Raw genomic sequence first — 21,279 nt, 5'->3', positions numbered from 1 at the left:
CCCATCACTGCGTCCCCTGTTCCTCGTACCGCGACCAACACGGAGGATTCTCATGAGCGGCACCGTCGTCGATGTGACCGATGCGGACTTCGAGGCGAAGGTGGTCAAGGCGACCGGCCCGGTACTCGCGGTCTTCCGTGCCGAGTGGAGCGGTGTGTGCCGGGCGCTGGACCCGATCCTGGCGGACGTCGCCCAGCAGTACGCGGACCGTCTGACCATTGCCCGGCTCGACATCGACCGCAGCCCGCAGACGCCCCCGAAGTACAACGTCACCGCCATTCCCACCCTGTACGTGTTCAAGGGCGGGTCGATTGCCGCCACCCGGATCGGGCCATCCACCAAGAACGACGTGGTGCGGCTGATGACCAGCCATCTTTGATGTTCTTCGCTGACAAGCGAAAGGTCTGGGGAGCCGAGGTCGCTGTTCGAGTATCGCCAGGTGCCGGACGGGACGCCGCTGCTTGTGGACGAGGCGAAGCATCCGGTGGAGCCGCTGTGTTCCTGTTTTCGCCGTCTGGCGATGGACTGTGGCTCCGAGTCGAGGAAGACTTACGCGCACACGTCGCTGGTTCTTCATCGGCCGCCGCGACACCCAGCCTCGGCCACGCGTTACCTGATTCCCTCAAAAGCAGGTGTCCACTCTCGGCAGGTCGGGTGGGGCTGGGCAGAAGAAAGCTCATGGTCGGCGCAGCAGGATGTAACCGTCTTGTTGGACGGCCGTCCGGTAGCCGCGGGCTTTGGCGGCATCGATGTCGCGCGCCTGTTGGGCGTTCGAGGTGGGCCAGCTCTGCGGGGTGGCGGTGTCGGCGATGATCCATTCAGGGTCGGGCCTGCTTTCGGGCAGGCCGAATTCGGAGACGCTCGCGCGGCTGGTGAGCTGCGGCACGAGGTGATTGGAGGCGGCGACGGTCGCTCCGTCGGGGATGCGGTCCAGGACACGGTGGGCGGTGGCGATGCCCGGATCGGATGTCCAGGTGGCTGCCTGCACGAGGCGTGCCAGCGGGAACAGTGACAGCAGCAGGGCGCTGATGGCGGCGCTGACGGCCAGGTGGACGCGGGCGGTGCGCTCACCGCCCGGCCGGGCGGTGACCGCGTCGACGAACGCGGCGAAGACGATGGGCATCAGCACGGCGCTGTAGTGGTAGTTGGTGCCCCAGTAGGCAGGATTGTGTGACAGGAAGCGCCATCCCAGGGTGGGCAGTGCCGCCCACAACAGCGGGGAGCGAGCGGCCAGGAATGCGGTCGGGGCCAGCAGCATCACCACGGTGGCAGCGCAGGCGCCAAGGTGCGGAAGCCCGGTGAAGCCGGTCCCGGCGGCCCCGCCCGAGTCGAGGTTGTTCCAGTACGGGTACTGCCCGCCGGGGCTGAACGCCGGAATGATGACGAGCATTTCCAGCAGTGTTCCCACGACGCCGGCGACAGCCGCGGCCAGGCCCAGGCGTACCCGGCCGCGCCGGGCCACCAGCGCGCCGATGACCGCGAGGGTCAGGCCGAGATCTTCCTTGACCAGCAGCAGCGGCAGCGCCCACAGGACGGCGGCACGCAGCCTCCCGTCGCCGAGCGCGGTCAGCGAGAAAGCCAGCAGGGGGACGGCGAAACAGATCTCGTGGAAGTCGAAGCCCACGGCCTGTGCGATCCCCCAGGAGACGCCGTAGCCGAAGGCGACCGTCAGGGCCGTGGCCCGGCCGGCGGTGCGCTGTGCCCAGGAGGCCAGTGGCACCACGGCCACGGCGAACAGTGCCGCCTGGGCCAGCAGCAGCACGAGCGGGGAGGGCCACAGCCGGTAGAAGGGCGCCAGGGTGGCCAGTACGGGGGAGAAGTGGTCCCCGAGAAGTGCGAAGCCGGGGCCCTTGAGCTCGGAGACGGGCAGGTGGCCGGAGGCGTAGGACCGTACGGCCTGCTCGAAGATGCCCAGGTCGAATCCGGTGGTCCGCAACCGCTGATGGTCTCGCACCGATACGGCCGCGTACACAGCGAACAGCGCGGCCCCGAAAGCCCAGGGCCACCGTGCGCCGAACCAGGTACGCCAGGTACGCGGGCTCGTGCGGTCCTGGCCAGGAGCGGACGCAGCAGGCTGGGAAGCTATGCGGGTGGGGGCGGACACGACCAGCGCCTTTCGTGGGGGGCGCCTCCACGGTCCCCGCCGTTGCTGATCGGTCCCTGACCGTTCCTGACCGTGACGTCAGGAAGCGGTCCGGTGGCTGTGCCAAGCTGATCGCATGCGGATCCTGCTGGTCGAGGACGAGCGTGAGCTCGCCGATACCCTGCGTCACGGCCTGTCGGCCGAGGGCTACCAGGTCGACCTCGCCGCAGACGGCCGGGAGGGCCTGTGGAAGGCCCGCATCGGCGAGTACGCGGTGATCATCCTGGACCTGATGCTCCCGTTCCTCAACGGCTATCGGGTCTGCGCCCAGCTGCGGCGCGACGGCGTCGCGACCCCCATCCTCGTCCTGACTGCCAAGGACGGCGAATGGGACCAGGCCGAGGCCCTGGACACCGGCGCCGACGACTACCTCGCCAAACCCTTCTCCTACCCGGTGCTGCTCGCCCGGCTGCGTGCCCTGCAGCGCCGCGCCGGCTCACTGTGCGGTCCACTGCTCGCGGTGGGCGACCTCACCCTCGACCTGGCGGCGCGCACCTGCCGCCGCGCCGGACACGCGATCACGCTCACGCCCCGGGAATTCGTCATCCTGGAGTTGCTCGCCCGCCATCCCGGCCGGACCGTTCCCAAGGACGAGTTCCTCCACCACGCCTGGCCGGACGACGCCGACGACCCGAACCTGGTCGAGGCTCGCATCAGTGCCCTGCGCCGCAAGATCGACACGCCCTTCGGCCGGCGCACGCTCCAGACGGTGCGCGGCCACGGCTACCGCCTCATCGACGACCGCAGCGGCCATGGCTGAGCGACCGGCGAACCGGCCGGCCCGGCTGCGCCGCAAGCTCCGCTCCGTTCGGGTACGTACCGCGCTGGCAGCAGCTGCCGCCAGCGCGGTACTGCTGGGCACAGGCGCCGTCTGGATGCACCACACCGTCTTCGACCAGCAGATGGCCGCCACGCACAAACAGGCCACCGCCGAGGCGGCCCAGCTGGAGTCCATCCTGCGCGGCGGCTCCCACCGCTCCGGCGGCCAGCACGACAGGCTGAACCTGCCGTACGAAGCGAATCTGCCCTTCGAGATCGCCGTCTGGAAAAACGGCATCCACACCTATGTCGCCTCCAGCCCGGACCTGCGCCCCTTCGATCGCCACGGCGCCGACCCACCCGCCCTGGACCACGACGACATCCAGCTCTTCGAGCGCAACGGTCCGGCGGTCCACCTCGGCACCCCCGCCGGGACCTCCGGCAACCCGCTCGCCGGAGGCACCTTCCGCGCCGCGGTGGCCAGCATGGCGGTCAAGGACGTGCGCCCCACCCCAGCGGTCAGGCTGCCCCGCGGCGTGACCGACGACGACACCATCGACATCTACGTCCTCGTCACCCCCTTCCAGGCGCAAGCCGCCACCGCCGCAGTCGACCGCGTCCTGATCCCCGCCGTGCCCCTCGGTGTCCTCCTGGTCGCGGCCGTCGCGTACCTGGCCACCGCACGCGCGCTGCGCCCGGTCGAAAGCATCCGCGCCCGCACGGCGACCGTCACCGCCACCGACCCGCGCGAACGCGTCCACGTCCCGGACACCGCCGACGAGATCTCCGCGCTCGCCGCCACCATCAACGCCACCCTCGAACGCCTCGAGGCCGCCGCCACCACCCAGCGGCGCTTCGTCGCCGACGCCGCACACGAACTCCGAAGCCCGCTGACCACCCTCCTGGCCGGCCTGGAAATCGCCCTCGCCTACCCCGACAAGACCGACTGGCCCGCCGTCGGCGCCCGCGCAGCCGGCCAAGCCCGTCGTCTGCAGACACTCGCCGATGATCTGCTGGTCCTGGCCCGGCTGGACGCCACCGGCCCCTCCGCCACCACCGAAGTCGACCTCGCCGACCTCGTCAGCTCCCTCGCCTGCGACTACGCCGCCCAGACCGGCGGACGCCCGGAGGTGCGCTGCACCACCCAGGGCCCAGCGGCAGTCCTCGCCATCCCCGGCCAACTGGAACGCATCCTGCGCAATCTGCTCGACAACGCCACCCGCTACGCGCACCACCGCATCGACGTCACCGTCCACACCGAACCGGCTGCCCCGGAACCCGGCCCGGACCGTGCGGTCGTCGTCGAGGTCCATGACGACGGCCCGGGCATCCCCGCACACCAACGTGAACGCATCTTCGAACGCTTTGCCCGCCTCGACGAGGCCCGCGACCGCACCTCCGGAGGCGCCGGCCTCGGCCTGGCAATCGCCCGGGAACTCGCCCAGCGCCACCACGCCACCCTGCAGGCCACCCCGAGCGACACCGGAGCCCGCTTCACCCTGCGCTGGCCCGTACCAAGCCCTTGAACCTGGCGTCCGAGGAAGAACGGACCCCCAAGCCGGTGTTGCTGTCAGAGTTTTGACAGAGCATGATCCGGGTCGTCAGGCTGGCTTCCCAGGCTTCCCATCTGCCGTCAAACGACGAATGACGACAGGCCGCCGCCGCGTCCGATGTACCTGTGCAATACGGCCGGGATCGAGGACCCGGTCGTCTCCGAGGAGGCGGCCGACACCTCCAGCTGCCTCCACCCCCCGGCGGCCGAAGTCTCGCGCGCTCCTCTGGGGTGGTGAGGACCGGGACGGTCGTACGGACCAATGCCTCACCTGACGTCATTCGATCCGTTGACGACGGGGCAATTCAGCTGCAGTCACGCCGGGGGACGTCCCTGACGACAGCGTTCAGCGACATCGCGGAGGCGGCGGAACGCGACTTCCCGGAGGAGGTTTTTCTGGGCGGCGAAGTCGTCATCTGGCGTGACGGGCGCCTGACTTCGGACGGCTGCAACGCCGACTGAACCGACTAGCGGCAACGGTCCGTCGTGAGAATGCGCAGAGCCCGCGAATACACGGCTCGAGTGACCCAGCCACCTCGCCAGGCATCGAGGGTGCGCAGGTTCGAGGCTGGGGGCGCGGGCGTCGGCTTATCGACGGGCTGCTCGGCGATCCGGCGAACCCTGTGGTTGAAAGCTGAAACTCCCCAAAATCTCTCCAGGCCCCTCCGGGGGGTCTGTCGGGTGCAAGTGGCGGTCGGGGCGGTTTCGATGCAGCCGTATCGATATACTCGCATCAGTATCAGTGGACCAAATCGACCGCACGTCGCTGACCTGCGACAAACCCCAGGAAGTAGCCTGATCCGCATGTTGTCCGAAGTCACCGCGACCCGCTATGTCACGCCCTTGCGTGAAGGCGGGTCGCTTCCGGGGATCGTCGAGGCCGATGATCTCGGTACGTATGTCATGAAATTCACCGGGGCGGGGCAGGGGCGCAAGACTCTGGTCGCCGAGGTGATCTGTGGGGAGCTGGGGCGGCGGCTCGGGCTGCGGGTGCCGGAGCTGGTGCGGATGCAGCTCGATCCGGTGATCGGGCTGAGCGAGCCCGATCAGGAGGTGCAGGAGCTGCTGAAGGCCAGTGGGGGCCTGAACCTGGGGATGGACTATCTGCCGGGGTCGCTCGGGTTCGATCCGCTCGCGTTCGAGGTGTCGGCGCGGGAGGCGGGGCGGGTCGTGTGGTTCGACGCGCTCATCAACAACGTGGACCGCTCGTGGCGCAACCCGAACCTGCTGGTCTGGCACGGTGAGCTGTGGCTGATCGACCACGGGGCCACGATGATCTGGCAGCACAACTGGCCCACCGCCGAGAAGTCCGCGGCCAAGCCGTACGACGCGTCCGACCATGTGCTGGCGAGCTTCGGGCCGGACATCGAGGCCGCGGCGGCCGAGTTCGCGCCGCTGGTCACCGAGGAGCTGCTGACCGAGGTCGCGGCCGCCGTGCCGGACGAGTGGCTGGCGGACGAGCCCGGCTTCGACTCGCCGGACGAGCTGCGCGGTGCCTACGTACGGGCACTGCTGGGGCGTGCCGCGGTGATCGGGGACCGGATCGGGATCGGGGAGCGTACGAAGGACGGGCCCTCCCGGGTGCCGGGCTGGCTGGCGACCGAGTTGCCGCGGAGGGCAGTGAAGTGAGCGGCCTGCACAACGGACGTGACGTGTTCGAGTACGCCCTGCTCAAGGTCGTACCGCGGGTCGAACGCGGAGAAATGATCAATGCGGGGGTGGTCGTGTACTGCCGCGCCCGGCGCTTCGTGGAGGCGCGTACGTACCTGGACGAAGGGCGGTTGCGGGCGCTCGACGCGAATGCCGACGTGGAGGGCGTCAAGGCGGCCCTGCGGGCGGTCGAGGGGATCTGTGTGGGCGGCGAGCGCGCCGGGCAGGCTGCGGGCGACGACGCGGGGCGGCGCTTCCGGTGGCTGATCGCGCCGCGCTGCACTGTCGTGCAGCCGGGCCCGGTGCACACCGGGCTGACCGCGGACCCGTCGATCGAGGCGGAGCGGCTGCTCGGCCTGCTGGTGAAGTGAGGGGCGGCCGCCGGTGTGCGGGAAAGCCGGTGGCCCTCCTGAAGTGCGATGGAGTGCCGAGGAGGCGTTGACAGGGGGTGGCGGGGCTTCTAGCGTCGGGCCTGCTGAAGCTACTAAGCGGTTGCTCACCTGTGGTTGCGGTGCGGCGGACCGCTCGTCGAGGTTTCGAGGGTGAGGAGAACCCCGCATGTCCACCACCGAGCAGCGCGTAGCCATCGTGACGGGCGCGGCCCGTGGCATCGGCGCGGCCACCGCGGTCCGCCTGGCCGCCGAGGGCCGCGCCGTCGCCGTACTCGACCTCGACGAGGCGGCCTGCAAGGACACCGTCGAGAAGATCACCGCGGCGGGCGGCAGGGCGCTGGCCGTGGGCTGCGACGTCTCGGACGTGGAGCAGGTGGAGGCGGCGGTCGCACGGGTGGCGGCGGAGCTGGGCGCGCCGACCGTCCTCGTCAACAACGCGGGCGTGCTCCGGGACAACCTGCTGTTCAAGATGAGCGACACCGACTGGGACACGGTCATGAACGTGCACCTGCGGGGCGCGTTCCTGATGTCGCGGGCCTGCCAGAAGCACATGGTCGACGCGAAGTTCGGCCGGATCGTCAACCTCTCCTCCAGCTCGGCGCTCGGCAACCGCGGGCAGGTCAACTACTCGGCAGCCAAGGCCGGTCTCCAGGGCTTCACCAAGACCCTCGCCATCGAACTCGGCAAGTTCGGCGTCACCGCCAACGCCGTCGCGCCCGGGTTCATCGCCACCGACATGACCGCCGCCACCGCCGAGCGCGTCGGCATGGGCTTCGAGGACTTCCAGGCCGCGGCCGCCACCCAGATCCCGGTGCAGCGCGTCGGCACGCCGGACGACATCGCCAACGCCATCGCCTTCTTCACGGGCGAGGCGGCCGGCTTCGTCTCCGGCCAGGTCCTGTACGTGGCCGGCGGCCCGCTCAACTGACGCCGGAGGTTACGGACATGACCGCACAGGACAAGCCGCTGCCCGCGTTCTCCGGCAAGGCGGCACTGGTCACCGGCGCCAGCCGGGGCATCGGGTACGGCATCGCCAAGGCGCTGGTGGCCCGCGGCGACAAGGTCTGCATCACCGGCCGCAACGAGGACGCCCTCAAGGAGGCCGTCGAGACGCTGGGCGCCGACCGCGTCATCGGGGTCGCGGGCAAGGCGCACGACGAGGCCCACCAGGGCGTCGCCGTGGAGCGGGCCATGGAGGCGTTCGGCCGCGTCGACTACCTGGTCAACAACGCCGGTACGAACCCGGTGTTCGGCCCGATCGCGGACCTCGACCTGAACGTCGCCCGCAAGGTGTTCGAGACCAACGTCGTCTCCGCGCTCGGCTTCGCGCAGCGCACCTGGCACGCGTGGCAGAAGGACAACGGCGGCGCGATCGTCAACATCGCCTCCATCGCGGGCGTCTCCGCCTCGCCCTTCATCGGCGCGTACGGCATGAGCAAGGCCGCGATGATCAACCTGACGTTCCAGCTCGCGCACGAGTTCGCGCCGGTGGTACGGGTCAACTCGATCGCCCCGGCGGTCGTCAAGACCAAGTTCGCGGCCGCGCTGTACGAGAACCGCGAGGAGGAGGCCGCCGCGGGCTACCCGATGGGGCGCCTCGGCATCCCGGAGGACATCGGGGGCGCGGCGGCGTTCCTGCTGTCCGACGCGGCAGGCTGGATCACGGGGCAGACGCTCCAGGTGGACGGCGGGCTGTTCCTGAACGCGGGGGTCTGAGGGCGCCGGTGGACGCGGGCGTCTGAGGGCGGGCGCGCGTGCCGGGTCGCGCGCCCGCGTGGGTGCGGGCGCTCCGCGTACGGGAGCGCGTACAGCGGCTTGCGTTCGTGTGCACTCCAAGAGGCAGGGTCTGTGGTGCCGGTCCGGAAGGGCCGGCACCACATCTGTCACGGGCCGGTAGGGAGCCCGTGACGCGACTCCGCGAAGGAGACCGCCATGCGGTTCCGCACTCTCGGTGGCGGCCGGGGACCCGAGGTCAGCGCCCTGTGCCTGGGCACCCTGCCGTTCGGCACCACCGTCGACGAGGAGACGTCGTACGCCATCCTCGACCGCTTCGCCGAGGCGGGCGGCACCTTCCTGGACACCGCCGACAACTACGCCTGCTGGGTGCCGGGCGCGACCGGCGACGAGAGCGAGCTGCTGCTCGGGCGCTGGCTGCGCAGCCGGGGTGCCAGGGACCGCACGGTACTGGCCACCAAGGTCGGCGCCCGCCCCGACCCGTCCCGCGGGCCCGAGTGGCCCGCCAACCTGGAGGGGCTGGGCGAGAAGGCCGTACGGGACGGGATCGAGGGCAGCCTGCGGCGGCTCGGCACGGACCGGGTGGACCTGTATTACGCGCACATCGAGGATCGGAGCGTGCCCCTGGAGGAGACCGTCGGGGCGCTGGCGGGCCTGGTGCGGGACGGCTCGGTGGGCCTGCTCGGGGCCAGCAACCACGCCACCTGGCGGCTCGCCGAGGCCCGCCGCATCGCCGAGGCGCAGGGCCTGCCCGGCTACCGCGCCGTACAGCAGCGGCACACCTACCTGCGGCCGCGGCCCGACGCGGATTCCGGGCTCCAGCGGGAGACGGACGGGGAACTTGTCGATTACGCCGAGGCGCACGAGGATGTGACGCTGCTGGGGTACTCGACGCTGATGCACGGCGGGTACGCGCGGCCGGAGCAGCCGCTGCCGGACCGGTACGACCACCCCGGTTCGGTGGCGCGCCTGCGGGTGCTGCGCGAGGTGGCGGCGGAGGCCGGGGCCACCGTGAACCAGGTGGTGCTGGCCTGGCTGATGGACGGCCGGGTGCCGGTCGTCCCCGTCCTCGGCGTGAGTTCGGTGGCGCAGCTGGACGAGAGCCTGGCGGCGCTGGACCTGCGGCTGGACGCGGCGCAGCGGGCGCGGCTCGACACGGCGTGAGCGGGCGCGGGGCGGGCGGAGACCCGGGCGGGCGGGCCGGCCGGTGGGCGGGCGTGCGGCGTTGTCAGTGGTCGCCGGTAAGTTCGTAGGCGAGAACGGAACGCACACCGGAGGTTGCTCAGTGATGACCGACATGCTGCCCGAGTCCTGGCGCGGCGTCCTCGGCGAGGAGTTGGAGAAGCCCTACTTCAAGGAGCTCACCGAGTTCGTCGAGCAGGAGCGGGCGAAGGGGCCGGTCTACCCGCCCCGCGAGGAGGTCTTCGCGGCCCTCGACGCCACCCCGTACGACCAGGTGAAGGTGCTGATCCTCGGACAGGATCCGTACCACGGCGAGGGGCAGGGCCACGGGCTGTGCTTCTCCGTGCGGCCCGGTGTGAAGACGCCGCCGTCGCTGCGCAACATCTACAAGGAGATGAAGGAGGAGCTGGGCCACCCGATCCCGGACAACGGCTATCTGATGCCCTGGGCCCGGCAGGGCGTGCTGCTGCTGAACGCGGTGCTGACGGTGCGCGCCGGCGAGGCCAACTCGCACAAGGGCAAGGGCTGGGAGAAGTTCACCGACGCGGTGATAAAGGCGGTGGCCTCCCGGCCGGACCCGGCGGTGTTCGTGCTCTGGGGCAACTACGCGAAGAAGAAGCTGCCGCTGATCGACACCGAGCGGCACGCGGTCGTGGAGGGCGCCCACCCGTCCCCGCTGTCCGCGAAGAAGTTCTTCGGGTCCCAGCCCTTCACCCGGATCAACGAGGCGGTCGCGGCGCAGGGGCACACCCCGATCGACTGGCGTATCCCCGACCTGGGCTGAGCCGGGGCGCGGCGTTCGGCGCCGACGGGGGCGGCCCGGCAGTGCGGGCGCCCCCGATCGCCCCGGCGCTCAGCCCCCGTACACGCGGCGGCAGATCTCGTCGGGGCGGTCGTCGCCCTGCCAGCGGCCGTACTCCCGGGCCAGTGCGCACAGGCCGGGGGCCGGAGCGGCCGGGTGACGGTCCTCGGAGCGCTGCCACGGGGGGCCGAAGCGGCGGCCTCCGTGACCGGACCCGGGCTTCGCCTCGTCCCGTACGCCCCGGCCCGCGCCCTTGCCCTTCCCGCCCCCCTTCCGCGCGGACTCCGGCTGCGGCTGCTTCGCCGGCTGAGCGCCGGAGACCGGGGGACCGGCCGGTGCGGAGCGCCGAGCGGCCGGGCCGGACGCCGGCGCGCCCGGACGCTCGCGGCGCGGGGACTGGGTGACCTCCGGGCCGATGGGCTCCACGGACGGGGCGGGCGCCACGGGGCGCGGCCGAAGGCTCTCGGGGGCCTGGCGGTGGGCGACGGTGACACATCCGGTGGCGACCGCGGCCGTCGTCACCGCGAGGACCGCCGCTGCGGGAATACGGAACACCGGCCAACTCTGCCGATCGCGGCCCCTTTTGGGAAGGACCCACGGGAGTGATCGATTTGTGCGGCCGTTGACGCCGGATCAGCCGCGGCCGAGCAGGCCGACGAGCAATTCCTCGATACCGGTGCGAAGTTCCCGCCGGGTCGGCGGCGTCGCGTGGAACTGTCCGGCGACGCAGGTGAAGAGCATGCCGTCACACCAGGCGAGTACGTTCAGGGTGTGCCGTTCGGGTGCGGTGGACCCGGCCGCCGTCAGCATCGCCACCAGCGCTTCGCGGAATCGCTGTCCGGCCCGGTCGTAGAAGGCGCGCAGTTCGGGGCGCCGGGTGGCCTCCAGGGCCAGTTCGTACCGGGCGACGGTCAGGTCCCGGTGGCGGGTCAGGGAACGGTGCAGGCCGAGGGAGAGGGCGTCGGCGAGCGCTGCCGGGCCGCTGCCCGCCGCATCCGGCATCTCCGGAGGCGTGAGGATGGCCGCCTCCCGCTCGGCCAGCCGCCGAACCGCCGTTTCCAGCAGGGCCGCGCGGGTGCGCGCCAAGTTCGACGTGGACCCCTGCGGCAGCCCGGCGGCCTCGTCGACGGCCCGGTGGGTGAGCCCGCGCAGCCCGCGCTCGGCGAGGAGGGTCAGGGCGGCGTCGGCGATGCGGTCGTGGCGGGGGGTGGCTTGGGTGGCCGCGGCCTTGCCTGCCGAGGTCTTGCCGGTCGAGGCCGTGCTGGGGGTCGCACTTCGGGTCATGGCAGGTGAGCCTACCGCTGCGACTACATGTGTAGTAACTTGCGACTACAGGTGTAGTCAGGGTGTCCGGTGGCAGCTCCGCCGGGTGTCCGGCTGCTCGGCAGCACGGGAGGGCTCATGCGCCAGCGCACGGCGATCGTCATCGGCGGCGGGATCGGCGGCCTCACCGCCGCTGTCGCCCTGCACCGGCAGGGGTGGGAAGTCACCGTCCTGGAACGGGCCGCCTCGCTCGAACCCGTCGGGGCCGGTATCGCCCTGGCCGCCAACGCCCAGCGCGCGCTGGACACCATCGGCGCGGGCGACGCCGTACGCGGCATGGCCGTCCCGCAGTTCAAGGGCGAGATCCGGACCCCGCGCGGCCGCCGGCTGGCCCGTACGGACAACGCCGCGGCCGTACGGCGCTTCGGCGGCCCCGTCGTGGTCGCCCACCGCGCGGAACTGATCGCCCTGCTCGCCGGGCGGCTGCCCGAGGGAGCCGTACGGACCGGCGCGCCGGCCGAAGTCGCCGACCCGGGCGACCCCACGCGCCCGGACCACCCGGCCCGCGTCCGTCTCCTGTCCCCGGCCGAAACCGCCAATACCGCCAGCACCGCCAGCCCCGCCACCACCCCGCACTTGACCGCCGACCTCGTCATAGCCGCCGACGGCATCCACTCCGCCACCCGCCGCGTCCTCTTCCCCGGCCATCCCGAGCCCCGCTACGCCGGGTTCACCAGTTGGCGCCTTGTCGTCCCGGCGCTCCGCCGTCCGTACGCCGCGCACGAGACGTGGGGGCCCGGCGGGGTGTGGGGGAGTGTGGCGCTGCATGACGGGCGGGTCTACGCCTATGCCACCGCGGCCGTGCCGCCCGGGGGCCGCGCGCCCGACGACGAACGGTCCGAGCTGCTGCGCCGGTTCGGCGACTGGCACCGGCCCATCCCCGAGATCCTGGCGGCCGCCGACCCGGCCGCCATCCTGCGCAACGACGTCCGTACGGCGGCCCGGCCGCTGCCCGTCTGCCACCGCGGCCGGGTCGCCCTGCTCGGTGACGCCGTGCACCCGATGATGCCCAACCTCGGACAGGGCGGCTGCCAGGCCGTCGAGGACGCGATCGTGCTGGCGCACCGCGTCGCGTCGGACCGGTCCCTGGCGGCGGCCCTCGACGCGTACTCGCGGGAGCGGCTGCCGCGCACGACGGAGGTCGTGCGCCGGGCGGAGCGCATCGGCCGCCTCACCACCTGGCGGTCCGCGCCCGCCGTACTGCTGCGCGGGGCCGCCATCGCCTGCACCGCGCGATTCGCCCCGGACCTGGCGCTGCGCCCGCTCGACGGCATCGCCGACTGGCGGCCACCGGGCGGCACGTATGCTTCCGGGGCGCCCGGCGCACGCCCGGCGCACCCGGCGCGCTGACCCGCGCGTCTCCGGAAACGGCAGCACAACCCAGGGAGTCATTCGTGAAGGTCGGCTGCATCGGACTCGGCGACATCGCACAGAAGGCGTACCTGCCGGTGCTCGGCGCGCAGCCCGGTGTCGAGCTGCACCTCCAGACCCGCACGCCGGCCACCCTGGAGCGGGTCGCCGCCACCTACCGCCTGCCGGCCGACCAGTGCCACACCGACCTGGACGGGCTGCTCGCCGCCGGACTGGACGCGGCGTTCGTGCACGCGCCCACCACCGCGCATCCGGAGATCGTCACCCGCCTCGTGGAGGCCGGGGTGCCGACGTACGTGGACAAGCCGATCGCCTACGACCTGGCCGACACCGAGCGCATCGTGCGGCTCGCCGAGGAGCGCCGCGTCAGCCTGGCGGTCGGCTTCAACCGCCGCTACGCGCCGGGGTACGCGCAGTGCCTGGAGCACCCGCGCGACCTGATCCTCGTGCAGAAGAACCGGGTCGGCCTCCCGGAGGCCCCCCGGACCCTGGTCCTGGACGACTTCATCCACGTCGTCGACACGCTGCGGTTCCTGGCGCCCGGCACCGTCGAGCACGTGGACGTACGGGCGAAGATCCGCGACGGCCTGATGCACCACGTGGTGCTGCACCTCTCCGGCGACGGCTTCAGCGCCATCGGCAGCATGAACCGGCTCAGCGGTTCCGCGGAGGAGATCCTCGACGTGTCGGGGCAGGACACCAAGCGCCAGGTCGTCAACCTCGCCGAGGTCATCGACCACAAGGGGCAGCCGAGCGTGCGGCGGCGCGGCGACTGGGTGCCGGTGGCCCGGCAGCGCGGCATCGAGCAGATCGTGCTGGCCTTCCTGGACGAGGTGCGGGCGGGCCGGTTCGTCCCGGCCGAGGACGCGCTGCGGACGCACGAGCTGTGCGAGCGGGTGATCGAGGATGCGCTGGCGCAGGCGGGGTGAGACGGCGGCGCCTACCGGACCCGCGCCGCCCTCCGGGCCCGCAGCGCCCGCGCCCCCGCCACGCCCGCGTACGCGCCGAGCGCCAGCATCGCGCCGTACAGGGCCCAGTCGCCGAAGTGCGCGTACGGGCTGGTGCCCTCGGCGAGCGGGATGTCGTACACGGCCGCCGCGCCCCGCTCGGTGCCGAGCCGGCCGCCCACCGGTTCGCCCCGCGGCCCGTACACCGCGCTGACCCCGGTCAGCGTGGCGTGCGCCATCGGCCGCCACGTCTCGGCGGCCCGCAGCGCGGCCAGCGAGGCGTGCTGCGCGGGCGCCCAGCTGTCCTGGAAGGTCGAGGTGGAGGACTGCGCGACCAGCAACTGCGCGCCGTCCCGCGCCAGTTGGCGGCTCATGTCGGGGAACGCCGACTCGAAGCAGACCAGCGGCCCCACGCGCAGCCCGCCCGCCGAGCCGACCGGCATCAGCACCTGCCGGGTGCCGCGCATCCGGTTCTGGTCGGCGGCCTTGCCGACGTGCGTCGCCCAGCCCAGGACGGAACGCAGCGGGATGTACTCGCCGAACGGGACCAGGCGCATCTTGTCGTAGCGGTGGCCGGTCGCGCCGCGCGGGCCGACCAGGACCGAACTCTTGTAGATGCCGGGCTGCCCGGCGTGCCGGCCGTCGACATTGACCAGGAGGTCGGCGCCCACGTCCCGGGAGAGCGCGGCGAGCCGGGCCGACATGGCCGGATTCCGGGTCAGGTCGCGGTTGACGCTGCTCTCTCCCCAGACCACCAGCTGGACGCCGCGCCCGGCCAGCGAGCGGGTCAGCTCCTCGCCGCGGGCTATCCGCGGGTCCGCGCCCACGATCTCGCCCGGCTGGACGAGGCCGACCCGGACCGTACCGGCCGGCCGCGGCACCGGCGCCCACAGCCACACCGCGGTGCCGCCGACCGCGCACACGAGGAGGCCCGCGACGGCCGGGACGCGGGCCCGCGGCACCGCGACGAGCAGGGCGAGCGCGGTGTTCACCGACACGATGAGCAGGCTCAGCAGCCACACCCCGCCGAGCGAGGCGAGCCGCAGGGCGGGCGGCACCTGCCACTGGCTGGCGCCCAGCAGCCCCCACGGCCCGCCCAAGTACTCCCAGGACCTGACCAGTTCCACCATCAGCCAGCCGGACGGTACGAGGACGAGGGACGCCGCGCACCGGGCCGCGCGCGGTGAGCCGTGCAGCAGCACCCGTACGAGCAGGCCCCAGGGCGCCCACAACAGGCCGAGCAGCGCGGCCAGCACCAGGATGAACACGTGCAGGCTCGGCAGCAGCCAGTGGTGGACGGCCAGCATGAAGCCCGCGCCGCCGAGCCAGCCGTCCAGCGCCGCGCGGCGGTGCGTCCGGGCCGAGCGTGCCAGCAATATCCACGGGACGAGGGCGACGTAGGCCAGCCACCACAGGGCGGGCGCCGGGAACGCGAGCGCGGGCAGCGCCCCGGCCGCGACCGCCGCGGCGCCGCGTCCCCAGGGCGACGTGAGCGCCGCCCTCCGGGCGACCGACGGGAGCCCGCGGCCCCGCCCTTCGCGAACCCGCCCCGGGCCCGCTTCCCACCGGCCGTCGGCCGACACCTGCATGCCGTCTCCTCCTTCGGAACCCTCCGTCGGATCGCAGCACCCAGTGTGCGCGAGCCGGCCGATCATGGACAGCAGGGGCCCGTCAGGCGTGCGCCGGAAGCAGTTGGCGCCACTTCTCGTGGACGACGACCTCGGTCAGCCGCCAGCCGTCGGCGCCGCGGCGGGCGGCGAAGACATAGCGGCCCGCGCAGGTGTAGTTGGGGGCGGCCGACGCGCCGGCGGACGCGCCGGGCGGGACGTCGTGCGGGCCCGCCAGGTGCATCGGGTTCAGGTAGTCGGCCTGCACCGTGGCCGTGTCGCCGGGCGCGCCGCCGTCGCGCAGCGCGATGCCGATCCGCCGGTTGACGATCAGGTGCTGGCGTACGGGGAAGCGCCGCATCATCTCGGCGAGCCAGTCGGCGACGGCGTCGGCGCTGCCCGCGATGCCGCCCGCCGAGCGGTAGTCGACGTGCCCGTCGGGGACGAACAGGGCCCGGTAGGCGGCCCAGTCGCCGTCGTCCACGGCGATCGCGTAGCCGGTGACCAGGTCGTCGATGGCGAGGCGGTCCATGACAGTGGTGTGTTCCACGCGCTGGGTCATCGCCTCAGTGTTCGGCATGCGCGGGGCGGCGCCAAGGGGACGGGAGGGCACGGCCGCGGGCCCCCGCCGGAAGACGGGGGCCCGCTGGTGGTACGGCCGGTCAGCGCGCCGCGGTCGGCTCCGCCGCCTCGCGCACGGCGCGTTCCCGGGAGGTCTCCGCCTCCGCGAACTGGGTGCGGTACAGCTCCTCGTACCGCCCGCCCGCCGCGAGCAGCGCGTCGTGCGTGCCGCGTTCGACGATCCGGCCGTCCTCGACCACCAGGATCAGATCGGCGGCCCGTACGGTCGACAGCCGGTGGGCGATCACCACCGACGTACGGCCTTCCAGAGCCTCGGTCAGCGCCTCCTGGACCGCCGCCTCCGAGGTGTTGTCCAGGTGGGCGGTGGCCTCGTCCAGGATCACCACACGCGGCCGGGCCAGCAGCAGGCGGGCGATGGTCAGCCGCTGCCGCTCACCGCCGGACAGCCGGTAGCCGCGCTCGCCGACCACCGTGTCCAGGCCCTCCGGCAGCGAGGCGATCAGGCCGTCCAGACGGGCCCGGCGCAGCGCGTCCCACAGGTCGTCCTCGCCCGCCTCCGGCCGGGCCAGCAGCAGGTTCTCGCGGATCGTGTCGTGGAAGAGGTGGCCGTCCTGGGTCACCATGCCGAGGGTGTCGCGGATCGAGTCGGCGGTCAGGTCGCGTACGTCCACGCCGCCGAGCCGCACCGCGCCGGCGTCCGCGTCGTACAACCGCGGCAGCAACTGCGCGATGGTCGACTTGCCGGCGCCCGAGGAACCGACCAGGGCGACCATCCGGCCCGGCGCCACCCGGAAGGAGACGTCGTGCAGCACCTCGGCGCCGCCCCTGGTGTCCAGGGTCGCCACCTCTTCGAGGGAGGCCAGGGAGACCTTGTCGGCCGACGGGTAGCCGAAGCGCACGGAGTCGAACTCCACCGAGACCGGCCCCTCCGGCACCGCGCGGGCGTCCGGCTTCTCCTCGATCAGCGGCTTCAGGTCCAGCACCTCGAAGACCCGCTCGAAGCTGACCAGCGCGCTCATCACCTCGGTGTGCGCGCCGGACAGCGCCGTCAGCGGCGCGTACAGGCGGGTCAGCAGCAGGGCCAGCGACACGATGGAGCCCGCTTCGAGGTGGCCGCGCAGCGCCAGGAAGCCGCCGAGGCCGTAGACGACGGCCAGCGCGAGGGCGGAGACCAGGGTGAGCGCGGTGACGAAGTACGTCTGGACCATGGCGGTCCGCACCCCGATGTCGCGCACCCGCCGGGCCCGCGCGGCGAACTCCGCCGATTCGTGCGCCGGGCGGCCGAACAGCTTGATGAGGGTGGCGCCCGGCGCGGAGAACCGCTCGGTCATCTGGGTGCCCATCGCGGCGTTGTGGTCGGCCGCCTCCCGCCGCAGCCCGGCCAGCCGCCGTCCTACCCGGCGTGCGGGCAGGACGAACACCGGCAGCAGCACCAGCGCGATCAGCGTGATCTGCCACGACAGGCTCAGCATCACCACGAGCGTCAGCAGCAGCGTCACGACGTTGCCGACCACGCTGGACAGCGTGTCGCTGAACGCCCGCTGCGCGCCGATCACATCGTTGTTCAGGCGGCTGACCAGGGCTCCCGTACGGGTACGGGTGAAGAAGGCGACCGGCATCCGCTGGACGTGGTCGTAGACCGTGGTCCGCAGATCGAGGATCAGGCCCTCGCCGAGACCCGCCGACAGCCGGCGCGTCAGCAGGCCCAGACCCGCCTCCGCCACCGCGATGACGGCGATCAGCCCGGAGAGCCCGAGGACGGTACCGCCCGCCGCGCCGCCCACGATGCCGTCGACCACCCGCCCCGCGAGCACCGGCGTGACCACCGCGAGCATCGCGGTCACCGTACTCAGCACCAGGAACCAGCCCAGCGCGCGACGGTGCGGCCGCGCGAAGGCGGCGATGCGCCGCAGCGTCGCCCGGGAGAACGGCCGCCGGTCGCGCTGCGCGTTCATGGTGCTGTGCAGTGAGTGCCAGGCGGTGACTTCCATGTCCATCGCGGTCCTCCGGGGCAGCGTGGTCGGCATGAGCGGGTTGCACGGGCCGTACTGCCCGGCGACACACCAGAAGCTATGACCTCAACCAATGTTGAGGTCAAGGGATTCCCTTGTTGGTGGGGGTGGTGTTCGGTTGGGGGTTGCCCGGGGCGTGGGGCCCGGTGCGCTGTGTTCGGCCGCGTGCCCGCTCGGCGTACGGGTGGCGCGTACACCCGGACGTGCGCCCCTCGCCTGAGCCCGCGTCACCCCGGCGCCCGCGCCCCCTCAAGCCGCCGCGGCCCGTCGCCAGGCCGAGGTGCGCAGGAGGCGTAGTCCGTTGAGACCGACCAGGACCGTCGAGCCTTCGTGGCCGAGTACGCCCAGTGGCAGTGGCAGGTGTCCGGCCAGGTCCCAGGTGACCAGTGCGCCGATGCATACGGACGCGATGACCAGGTTCTGCACCACCAGGCGGCGTGCCCGGCGGGAGAGGGCGACGACGGTGGGTACTGCCCCGGCCTCGTCGCGTACCACCACCGCGTCGGCCGTCTCCAGGGCCAGGTCGGAGCCGACCCGGCCCATGGCGACGCCGCTGTGGGCGGTGGCCAGTGCGGGCGCGTCGTTCACGCCGTCGCCTACCACCAGCACTTTCGCCCCGCCGTCCTGCCAGGCGTGGACCGCGGACACCTTGTCCTGCGGCAGCAGGCCGGCCCGTACGTCCGTGATGCCGCACTCCTCGGCCGTATGGGCGGCGGCGCGGGCGTGGTCGCCGGTCAGCAGCGTCACGTCGGTGCCGGTCAGGCGGTGCAGCCGGGTCACCGCCTCGGGGGCACCGGGGCGCAGCCGGTCGGTGATGGCCAGTACGGCGACGGGCCGGGCGTCCACCAGTACGGCCACCGCGGTATGACCGGCGGCCTCCACCTCCTCCACGCCGGCGCGCACCCCGCGCACCAGCTCTTCGGCAAGCCCGCCCGTGCTCTCGTGCGCTCCCGCGCTCAGCAGTGCAGCCGGACTGCCGACCTGTACGACGCGCCCCTCCACCACGGCGCGCACGCCCCGCCCCGGCACGGACGAGAAGTCCCGCGCGCCGGGAACCCGCAGACCGCGTTCCCGCGCGGCGGTGACCACGGCGCGGGCCAGCGGGTGTTCGCTGGGGAGCTCCGCCGCGGCGGCGAGCGTGAGCGCCTGCCGCTCGTCCGCACCGCCCAGCGCGCGCACCCCCGCGACCCGCGGCGCGCCTTCGGTGAGCGTGCCGGTCTTGTCCATCGCCACCCGCGTCACCGCGCCCAGCCCCTCCATCGCCACGGCCGACTTGACCAGGACGCCGTGCCGCCCGGCGGTGGCGATCGCGGACAGCAGCGGCGGCATGGTGGCCAGCACGACCGCGCACGGCGACGCCACGATCATGAAGGTCATGGCCCGCAGCAGGGTCATGGTGAAGTCCGCGCCGAGCAGGAGCGGCAGGGCGAAGAGTGTCAGGGTCACCAGCACCACCACGGCGGAGTAGCGCTGTTCGACCTTCTCGATGAAGACCTGGGTGGGCGCCTTGGTTCGGCCCGCCTCCTCGACCATCGCCACGATCCGGGCGATCGCCGACTCCGAGGCGTCCTTGCCGACCCGTATCCGCAGCGCGCCGGTGCCGTTCAGCGTCCCGGCGAACACCTCGTCGCCCGCGGCCTTGTCCACCGGCAGCGGCTCTCCGGTGATGGTGGCCTGGTCCACCTCGCTCGCGCCGTCCAGCACCGTGCCGTCGGCGGGCAGCCGTTCCCCGGGGCGTACGAGCACGGTCTCGCCCACCCGCAGCGCGGCGGCTTCGACGGTCTCCTCCCGGCTGTCGGCCGTCAGCCGTACGGCGGTGGAGGGCGCGAGGTCGAGCAGGCCGCGCACGGAGTCCTCGGTGCGCCGGGTGGCCAGGGCTTCCAGCGCGCCCGAGACCGCGAAGATCACGATCAGCAGGCCGCCGTCCAGGAACTGCCCGATCGCCGCGGCGCCGACCGCCGCCACGACCATCAGCAGGTCGACGTCCAGGGTGCGTTCGCGCAGCGCTCGTAGACCGGCGAGGCCGGGCTCCCAGCCGCCGGCCGCGTAACACACCGCGTACAGCGGACCCCACGTCCAGGCCGGGGCGCCCGTCAGGTCGAGGGGAAAGGCCAGCAGGAAGGTGAGCGCGGCGAGGGCGGCCCAGCGCACCTCCGGCAGGGCGAAGAGCCGGCCGCGGCGCGGGCGGGGTGGGGGAGGGGGCGGTGGTGCCGTGGCAGGGGTGGGCGCGGAGGCCGGTGCGGTGGTCGTTGCGGAGGTGTCGGCCGTGGCGGGTGCGCCGACGGGCGCCGTTGGGGACGGGTGCGTACGGCCGTGACGGGACGTGGATGTCATGTGGTGACCTCTGGGGCGGGGGAGAGAGCGGGACCCGCACACCATAACCGAACACATGAAGATGTCTTCAAGTGTTGCCGAAGATACGATGAGGCGTATGGGACACGGAGTCGACGGCAGGACCACACCGGCAGCGCATCTGGACGCGGACGCCGCCGCGACCATCGCCGCCACCCTTCAGGCGCTGGCCACCCCGTCGCGGCTGATGATCCTCACCCGGCTGCGGCAGGGGCCCTGCCCGGTGGGCGAGCTGGCCGACGCGGTCGGCATGGAGCAGTCGGCGGTCTCCCACCAGCTGCGGCTGCTGCGGGCGCTGGGCCTGGTCACCGGCTCCCGCCGGGGCCGCCGGATCGTCTACAGCCTCTACGACACCCACGTCGCCCAGCTCCTCGACGAGGCCGTCTACCACATCGAGCACCTGCGGCTCGGCGCCCGCGACCTGCCCGACGCGGCGGAGGCGGACGGGGAGGAAGGGGCGGGCGAGGCCGAAGAGGCCGCCGGGGCGGCAAGGGGCGGCGCGGCCGCCCGGACCCGCGCCGCGGCCGAGGTGAAGCCCCTCAGCCGCTGACCCGTAGGGAGCTGTTCAGCCGCTGACCCGTACGGAGCTGTTCAGCCGCTGCCCGCGGCGGACCGGCTCGGCGGCTGCCCGCGGCGGACCGGCTCGGCGGCTGCCTGCGGCGGACCGGCTCGGCCGCTGCCCGTGCGGACTGGCTCGGCGGCTGCCCGCGCGAACCGGCTCGTCCGCCGCCCCGCACGCACCCCTGCCCGGCGTACACGCCCACGCCCCCGCCGCGCGCCCACGATCCTCAGCGCCCACGCCCCTCCGCACCCACGCCCCCGCCCCGCATACGCACCCCGCCCCGCGTACGCCCCCGCGCTCACCCCGCCC

Annotated in this window: 19 protein-coding genes; 12 read left to right on the top strand and 7 right to left on the bottom strand. The window is 72.9% G+C overall.

Annotated features, from left to right (window positions below; translation table 11 throughout):
• The first annotated feature begins 52 nt into the window (after window positions 1-52).
• Window positions 53-379, top strand: a complete 327-nt coding sequence (locus ADK86_RS39805) for a thioredoxin family protein (protein ID WP_053701035.1) — start codon at window positions 53-55, stop codon at window positions 377-379.
• A gap of 297 nt (window positions 380-676) precedes the next feature.
• Here the strand turns inward: ADK86_RS39805 and ADK86_RS39800 are convergent, their stop codons facing one another.
• On the bottom strand, window positions 677-1,936 hold the full coding sequence (locus ADK86_RS39800) for a DUF2079 domain-containing protein (protein ID WP_234346342.1): 1,260 nt from the start codon (window positions 1,934-1,936) through the stop codon (window positions 677-679).
• A 283-nt stretch (window positions 1,937-2,219) separates the two neighbouring features.
• Here ADK86_RS39800 and ADK86_RS39795 point away from each other — a divergent pair, with 283 nt between their 5' ends.
• The 8 genes from ADK86_RS39795 (at window position 2,220) to ADK86_RS39755 (ending at window position 10,196) form a co-directional block, all read left to right on the top strand.
• A complete protein-coding gene (locus ADK86_RS39795) occupies window positions 2,220-2,903 on the top strand; it encodes a response regulator transcription factor (RefSeq protein WP_053701034.1) in 684 nt (227 codons plus the stop codon).
• A complete protein-coding gene (locus tag ADK86_RS39790) occupies window positions 2,896-4,428 on the top strand; it encodes a sensor histidine kinase (protein ID WP_063789198.1) in 1,533 nt (510 codons plus the stop codon). Before ADK86_RS39795 ends, ADK86_RS39790 begins: the two co-directional genes overlap by 8 nt.
• Before the next feature lie 830 nt (window positions 4,429-5,258).
• Complete coding sequence (locus ADK86_RS39780) at window positions 5,259-6,083, top strand: HipA family kinase (RefSeq protein WP_053701032.1); 825 nt, start codon at window positions 5,259-5,261, stop codon at window positions 6,081-6,083.
• Window positions 6,080-6,475: a DUF3037 domain-containing protein gene (locus ADK86_RS39775; protein ID WP_053701031.1), complete on the top strand. Its 396-nt coding sequence runs from the start codon at window positions 6,080-6,082 to the stop codon at window positions 6,473-6,475. Before ADK86_RS39780 ends, ADK86_RS39775 begins: the two co-directional genes overlap by 4 nt.
• Window positions 6,476-6,662: 187 nt before the next feature.
• Window positions 6,663-7,424 carry a 3-oxoacyl-ACP reductase FabG gene (gene fabG / locus ADK86_RS39770; RefSeq protein ID WP_053701030.1) on the top strand — a complete coding sequence of 254 codons (762 nt, stop codon included), beginning with the start codon at window positions 6,663-6,665 and terminating at the stop codon, window positions 7,422-7,424.
• Between the two features lie 17 nt (window positions 7,425-7,441).
• Entirely contained in the window at window positions 7,442-8,212 is a 771-nt protein-coding gene (locus ADK86_RS39765; RefSeq protein ID WP_030177875.1) for an SDR family oxidoreductase, read from the top strand.
• 216 nt (window positions 8,213-8,428) lie between these two features.
• The gene (locus tag ADK86_RS39760) at window positions 8,429-9,394 is read left to right on the top strand and encodes an aldo/keto reductase (RefSeq protein ID WP_053701029.1); all 966 of its coding nucleotides are present in this window, start codon (window positions 8,429-8,431) and stop codon (window positions 9,392-9,394) included.
• 124 nt (window positions 9,395-9,518) lie between these two features.
• Window positions 9,519-10,196: a uracil-DNA glycosylase gene (locus ADK86_RS39755; protein ID WP_053701028.1), complete on the top strand. Its 678-nt coding sequence runs from the start codon at window positions 9,519-9,521 to the stop codon at window positions 10,194-10,196.
• Window positions 10,197-10,265: 69 nt separating this feature from the next.
• Here the strand turns inward: ADK86_RS39755 and ADK86_RS39750 are convergent, their stop codons facing one another.
• Both ADK86_RS39750 and ADK86_RS39745 read right to left on the bottom strand, forming a co-directional pair.
• On the bottom strand, window positions 10,266-10,769 hold the full coding sequence (locus ADK86_RS39750) for a hypothetical protein (protein WP_053701027.1): 504 nt from the start codon (window positions 10,767-10,769) through the stop codon (window positions 10,266-10,268).
• 78 nt (window positions 10,770-10,847) lie between these two features.
• A complete protein-coding gene (locus ADK86_RS39745) occupies window positions 10,848-11,498 on the bottom strand; it encodes a TetR/AcrR family transcriptional regulator (RefSeq protein WP_053701026.1) in 651 nt (216 codons plus the stop codon).
• Between the two features lie 117 nt (window positions 11,499-11,615).
• On the opposite strand from ADK86_RS39745, the gene ADK86_RS39740 reads away from it, so the two are divergent.
• Both ADK86_RS39740 and ADK86_RS39735 read left to right on the top strand, forming a co-directional pair.
• A complete protein-coding gene (locus ADK86_RS39740) occupies window positions 11,616-12,887 on the top strand; it encodes an FAD-dependent monooxygenase (RefSeq protein ID WP_053701025.1) in 1,272 nt (423 codons plus the stop codon).
• Window positions 12,888-12,931: 44 nt separating this feature from the next.
• A complete protein-coding gene (locus ADK86_RS39735; RefSeq protein WP_053701024.1) occupies window positions 12,932-13,837 on the top strand; it encodes a Gfo/Idh/MocA family protein in 906 nt (301 codons plus the stop codon).
• 11 nt (window positions 13,838-13,848) lie between these two features.
• On the opposite strand, the gene lnt is transcribed toward ADK86_RS39735, so the two are convergent.
• The 4 genes from lnt to ADK86_RS39715 form a co-directional block, all read right to left on the bottom strand.
• Entirely contained in the window at window positions 13,849-15,444 is a 1,596-nt protein-coding gene (lnt, locus tag ADK86_RS39730; protein ID WP_053701023.1) for an apolipoprotein N-acyltransferase, read from the bottom strand.
• An 82-nt stretch (window positions 15,445-15,526) separates the two neighbouring features.
• Window positions 15,527-16,024: a nuclear transport factor 2 family protein gene (locus ADK86_RS39725; protein ID WP_053701022.1), complete on the bottom strand. Its 498-nt coding sequence runs from the start codon at window positions 16,022-16,024 to the stop codon at window positions 15,527-15,529.
• A gap of 100 nt (window positions 16,025-16,124) precedes the next feature.
• Complete coding sequence (locus ADK86_RS39720; RefSeq protein ID WP_053701021.1) at window positions 16,125-18,041, bottom strand: ABC transporter ATP-binding protein; 1,917 nt, start codon at window positions 18,039-18,041, stop codon at window positions 16,125-16,127.
• A 264-nt stretch (window positions 18,042-18,305) separates the two neighbouring features.
• Entirely contained in the window at window positions 18,306-20,390 is a 2,085-nt protein-coding gene (locus ADK86_RS39715) for a heavy metal translocating P-type ATPase (protein ID WP_078952573.1), read from the bottom strand.
• Window positions 20,391-20,487: 97 nt separating this feature from the next.
• Between ADK86_RS39715 and ADK86_RS39710 the strand changes: the two genes are divergently transcribed.
• Entirely contained in the window at window positions 20,488-20,958 is a 471-nt protein-coding gene (locus tag ADK86_RS39710) for an ArsR/SmtB family transcription factor (protein WP_078952572.1), read from the top strand.
• Window positions 20,959-21,279 lie beyond the last annotated feature (321 nt).

This window comes from Streptomyces sp. NRRL F-5755 (assembly GCF_001279365.1).
GTDB lineage: Bacteria > Actinomycetota > Actinomycetes > Streptomycetales > Streptomycetaceae > Streptomyces > Streptomyces rimosus.
Note: the sequence above shows the minus strand (reverse complement) of the source record. Positions and strands in the feature narration are given on the sequence as shown.

What these genes read in the sequence shown, in the direction of transcription:
- ADK86_RS39805 (WP_053701035.1), top strand. Translation starts at nt 53, where the DNA reads ATGAGCGGCACCGTCGTCGATGTGACCGATGCGGACTTCGAGGCGAAG.
- ADK86_RS39795 (WP_053701034.1), top strand. Translation starts at nt 2,220, where the DNA reads ATGCGGATCCTGCTGGTCGAGGACGAGCGTGAGCTCGCCGATACCCTG.
- ADK86_RS39790 (WP_063789198.1), top strand. Translation starts at nt 2,896, where the DNA reads ATGGCTGAGCGACCGGCGAACCGGCCGGCCCGGCTGCGCCGCAAGCTC.
- ADK86_RS39780 (WP_053701032.1), top strand. Translation starts at nt 5,259, where the DNA reads ATGTTGTCCGAAGTCACCGCGACCCGCTATGTCACGCCCTTGCGTGAA.
- fabG (WP_053701030.1), top strand. Translation starts at nt 6,663, where the DNA reads ATGTCCACCACCGAGCAGCGCGTAGCCATCGTGACGGGCGCGGCCCGT.
- ADK86_RS39765 (WP_030177875.1), top strand. Translation starts at nt 7,442, where the DNA reads ATGACCGCACAGGACAAGCCGCTGCCCGCGTTCTCCGGCAAGGCGGCA.
- ADK86_RS39760 (WP_053701029.1), top strand. Translation starts at nt 8,429, where the DNA reads ATGCGGTTCCGCACTCTCGGTGGCGGCCGGGGACCCGAGGTCAGCGCC.
- ADK86_RS39755 (WP_053701028.1), top strand. Translation starts at nt 9,519, where the DNA reads ATGACCGACATGCTGCCCGAGTCCTGGCGCGGCGTCCTCGGCGAGGAG.
- ADK86_RS39745 (WP_053701026.1), bottom strand. Translation starts at nt 11,498, where the DNA reads ATGACCCGAAGTGCGACCCCCAGCACGGCCTCGACCGGCAAGACCTCG.
- ADK86_RS39740 (WP_053701025.1), top strand. Translation starts at nt 11,616, where the DNA reads ATGCGCCAGCGCACGGCGATCGTCATCGGCGGCGGGATCGGCGGCCTC.
- lnt (WP_053701023.1), bottom strand. Translation starts at nt 15,444, where the DNA reads ATGCAGGTGTCGGCCGACGGCCGGTGGGAAGCGGGCCCGGGGCGGGTT.
- ADK86_RS39725 (WP_053701022.1), bottom strand. Translation starts at nt 16,024, where the DNA reads ATGACCCAGCGCGTGGAACACACCACTGTCATGGACCGCCTCGCCATC.
- ADK86_RS39720 (WP_053701021.1), bottom strand. Translation starts at nt 18,041, where the DNA reads ATGGACATGGAAGTCACCGCCTGGCACTCACTGCACAGCACCATGAAC.
- ADK86_RS39715 (WP_078952573.1), bottom strand. Translation starts at nt 20,390, where the DNA reads ATGACATCCACGTCCCGTCACGGCCGTACGCACCCGTCCCCAACGGCG.
- ADK86_RS39710 (WP_078952572.1), top strand. Translation starts at nt 20,488, where the DNA reads ATGGGACACGGAGTCGACGGCAGGACCACACCGGCAGCGCATCTGGAC.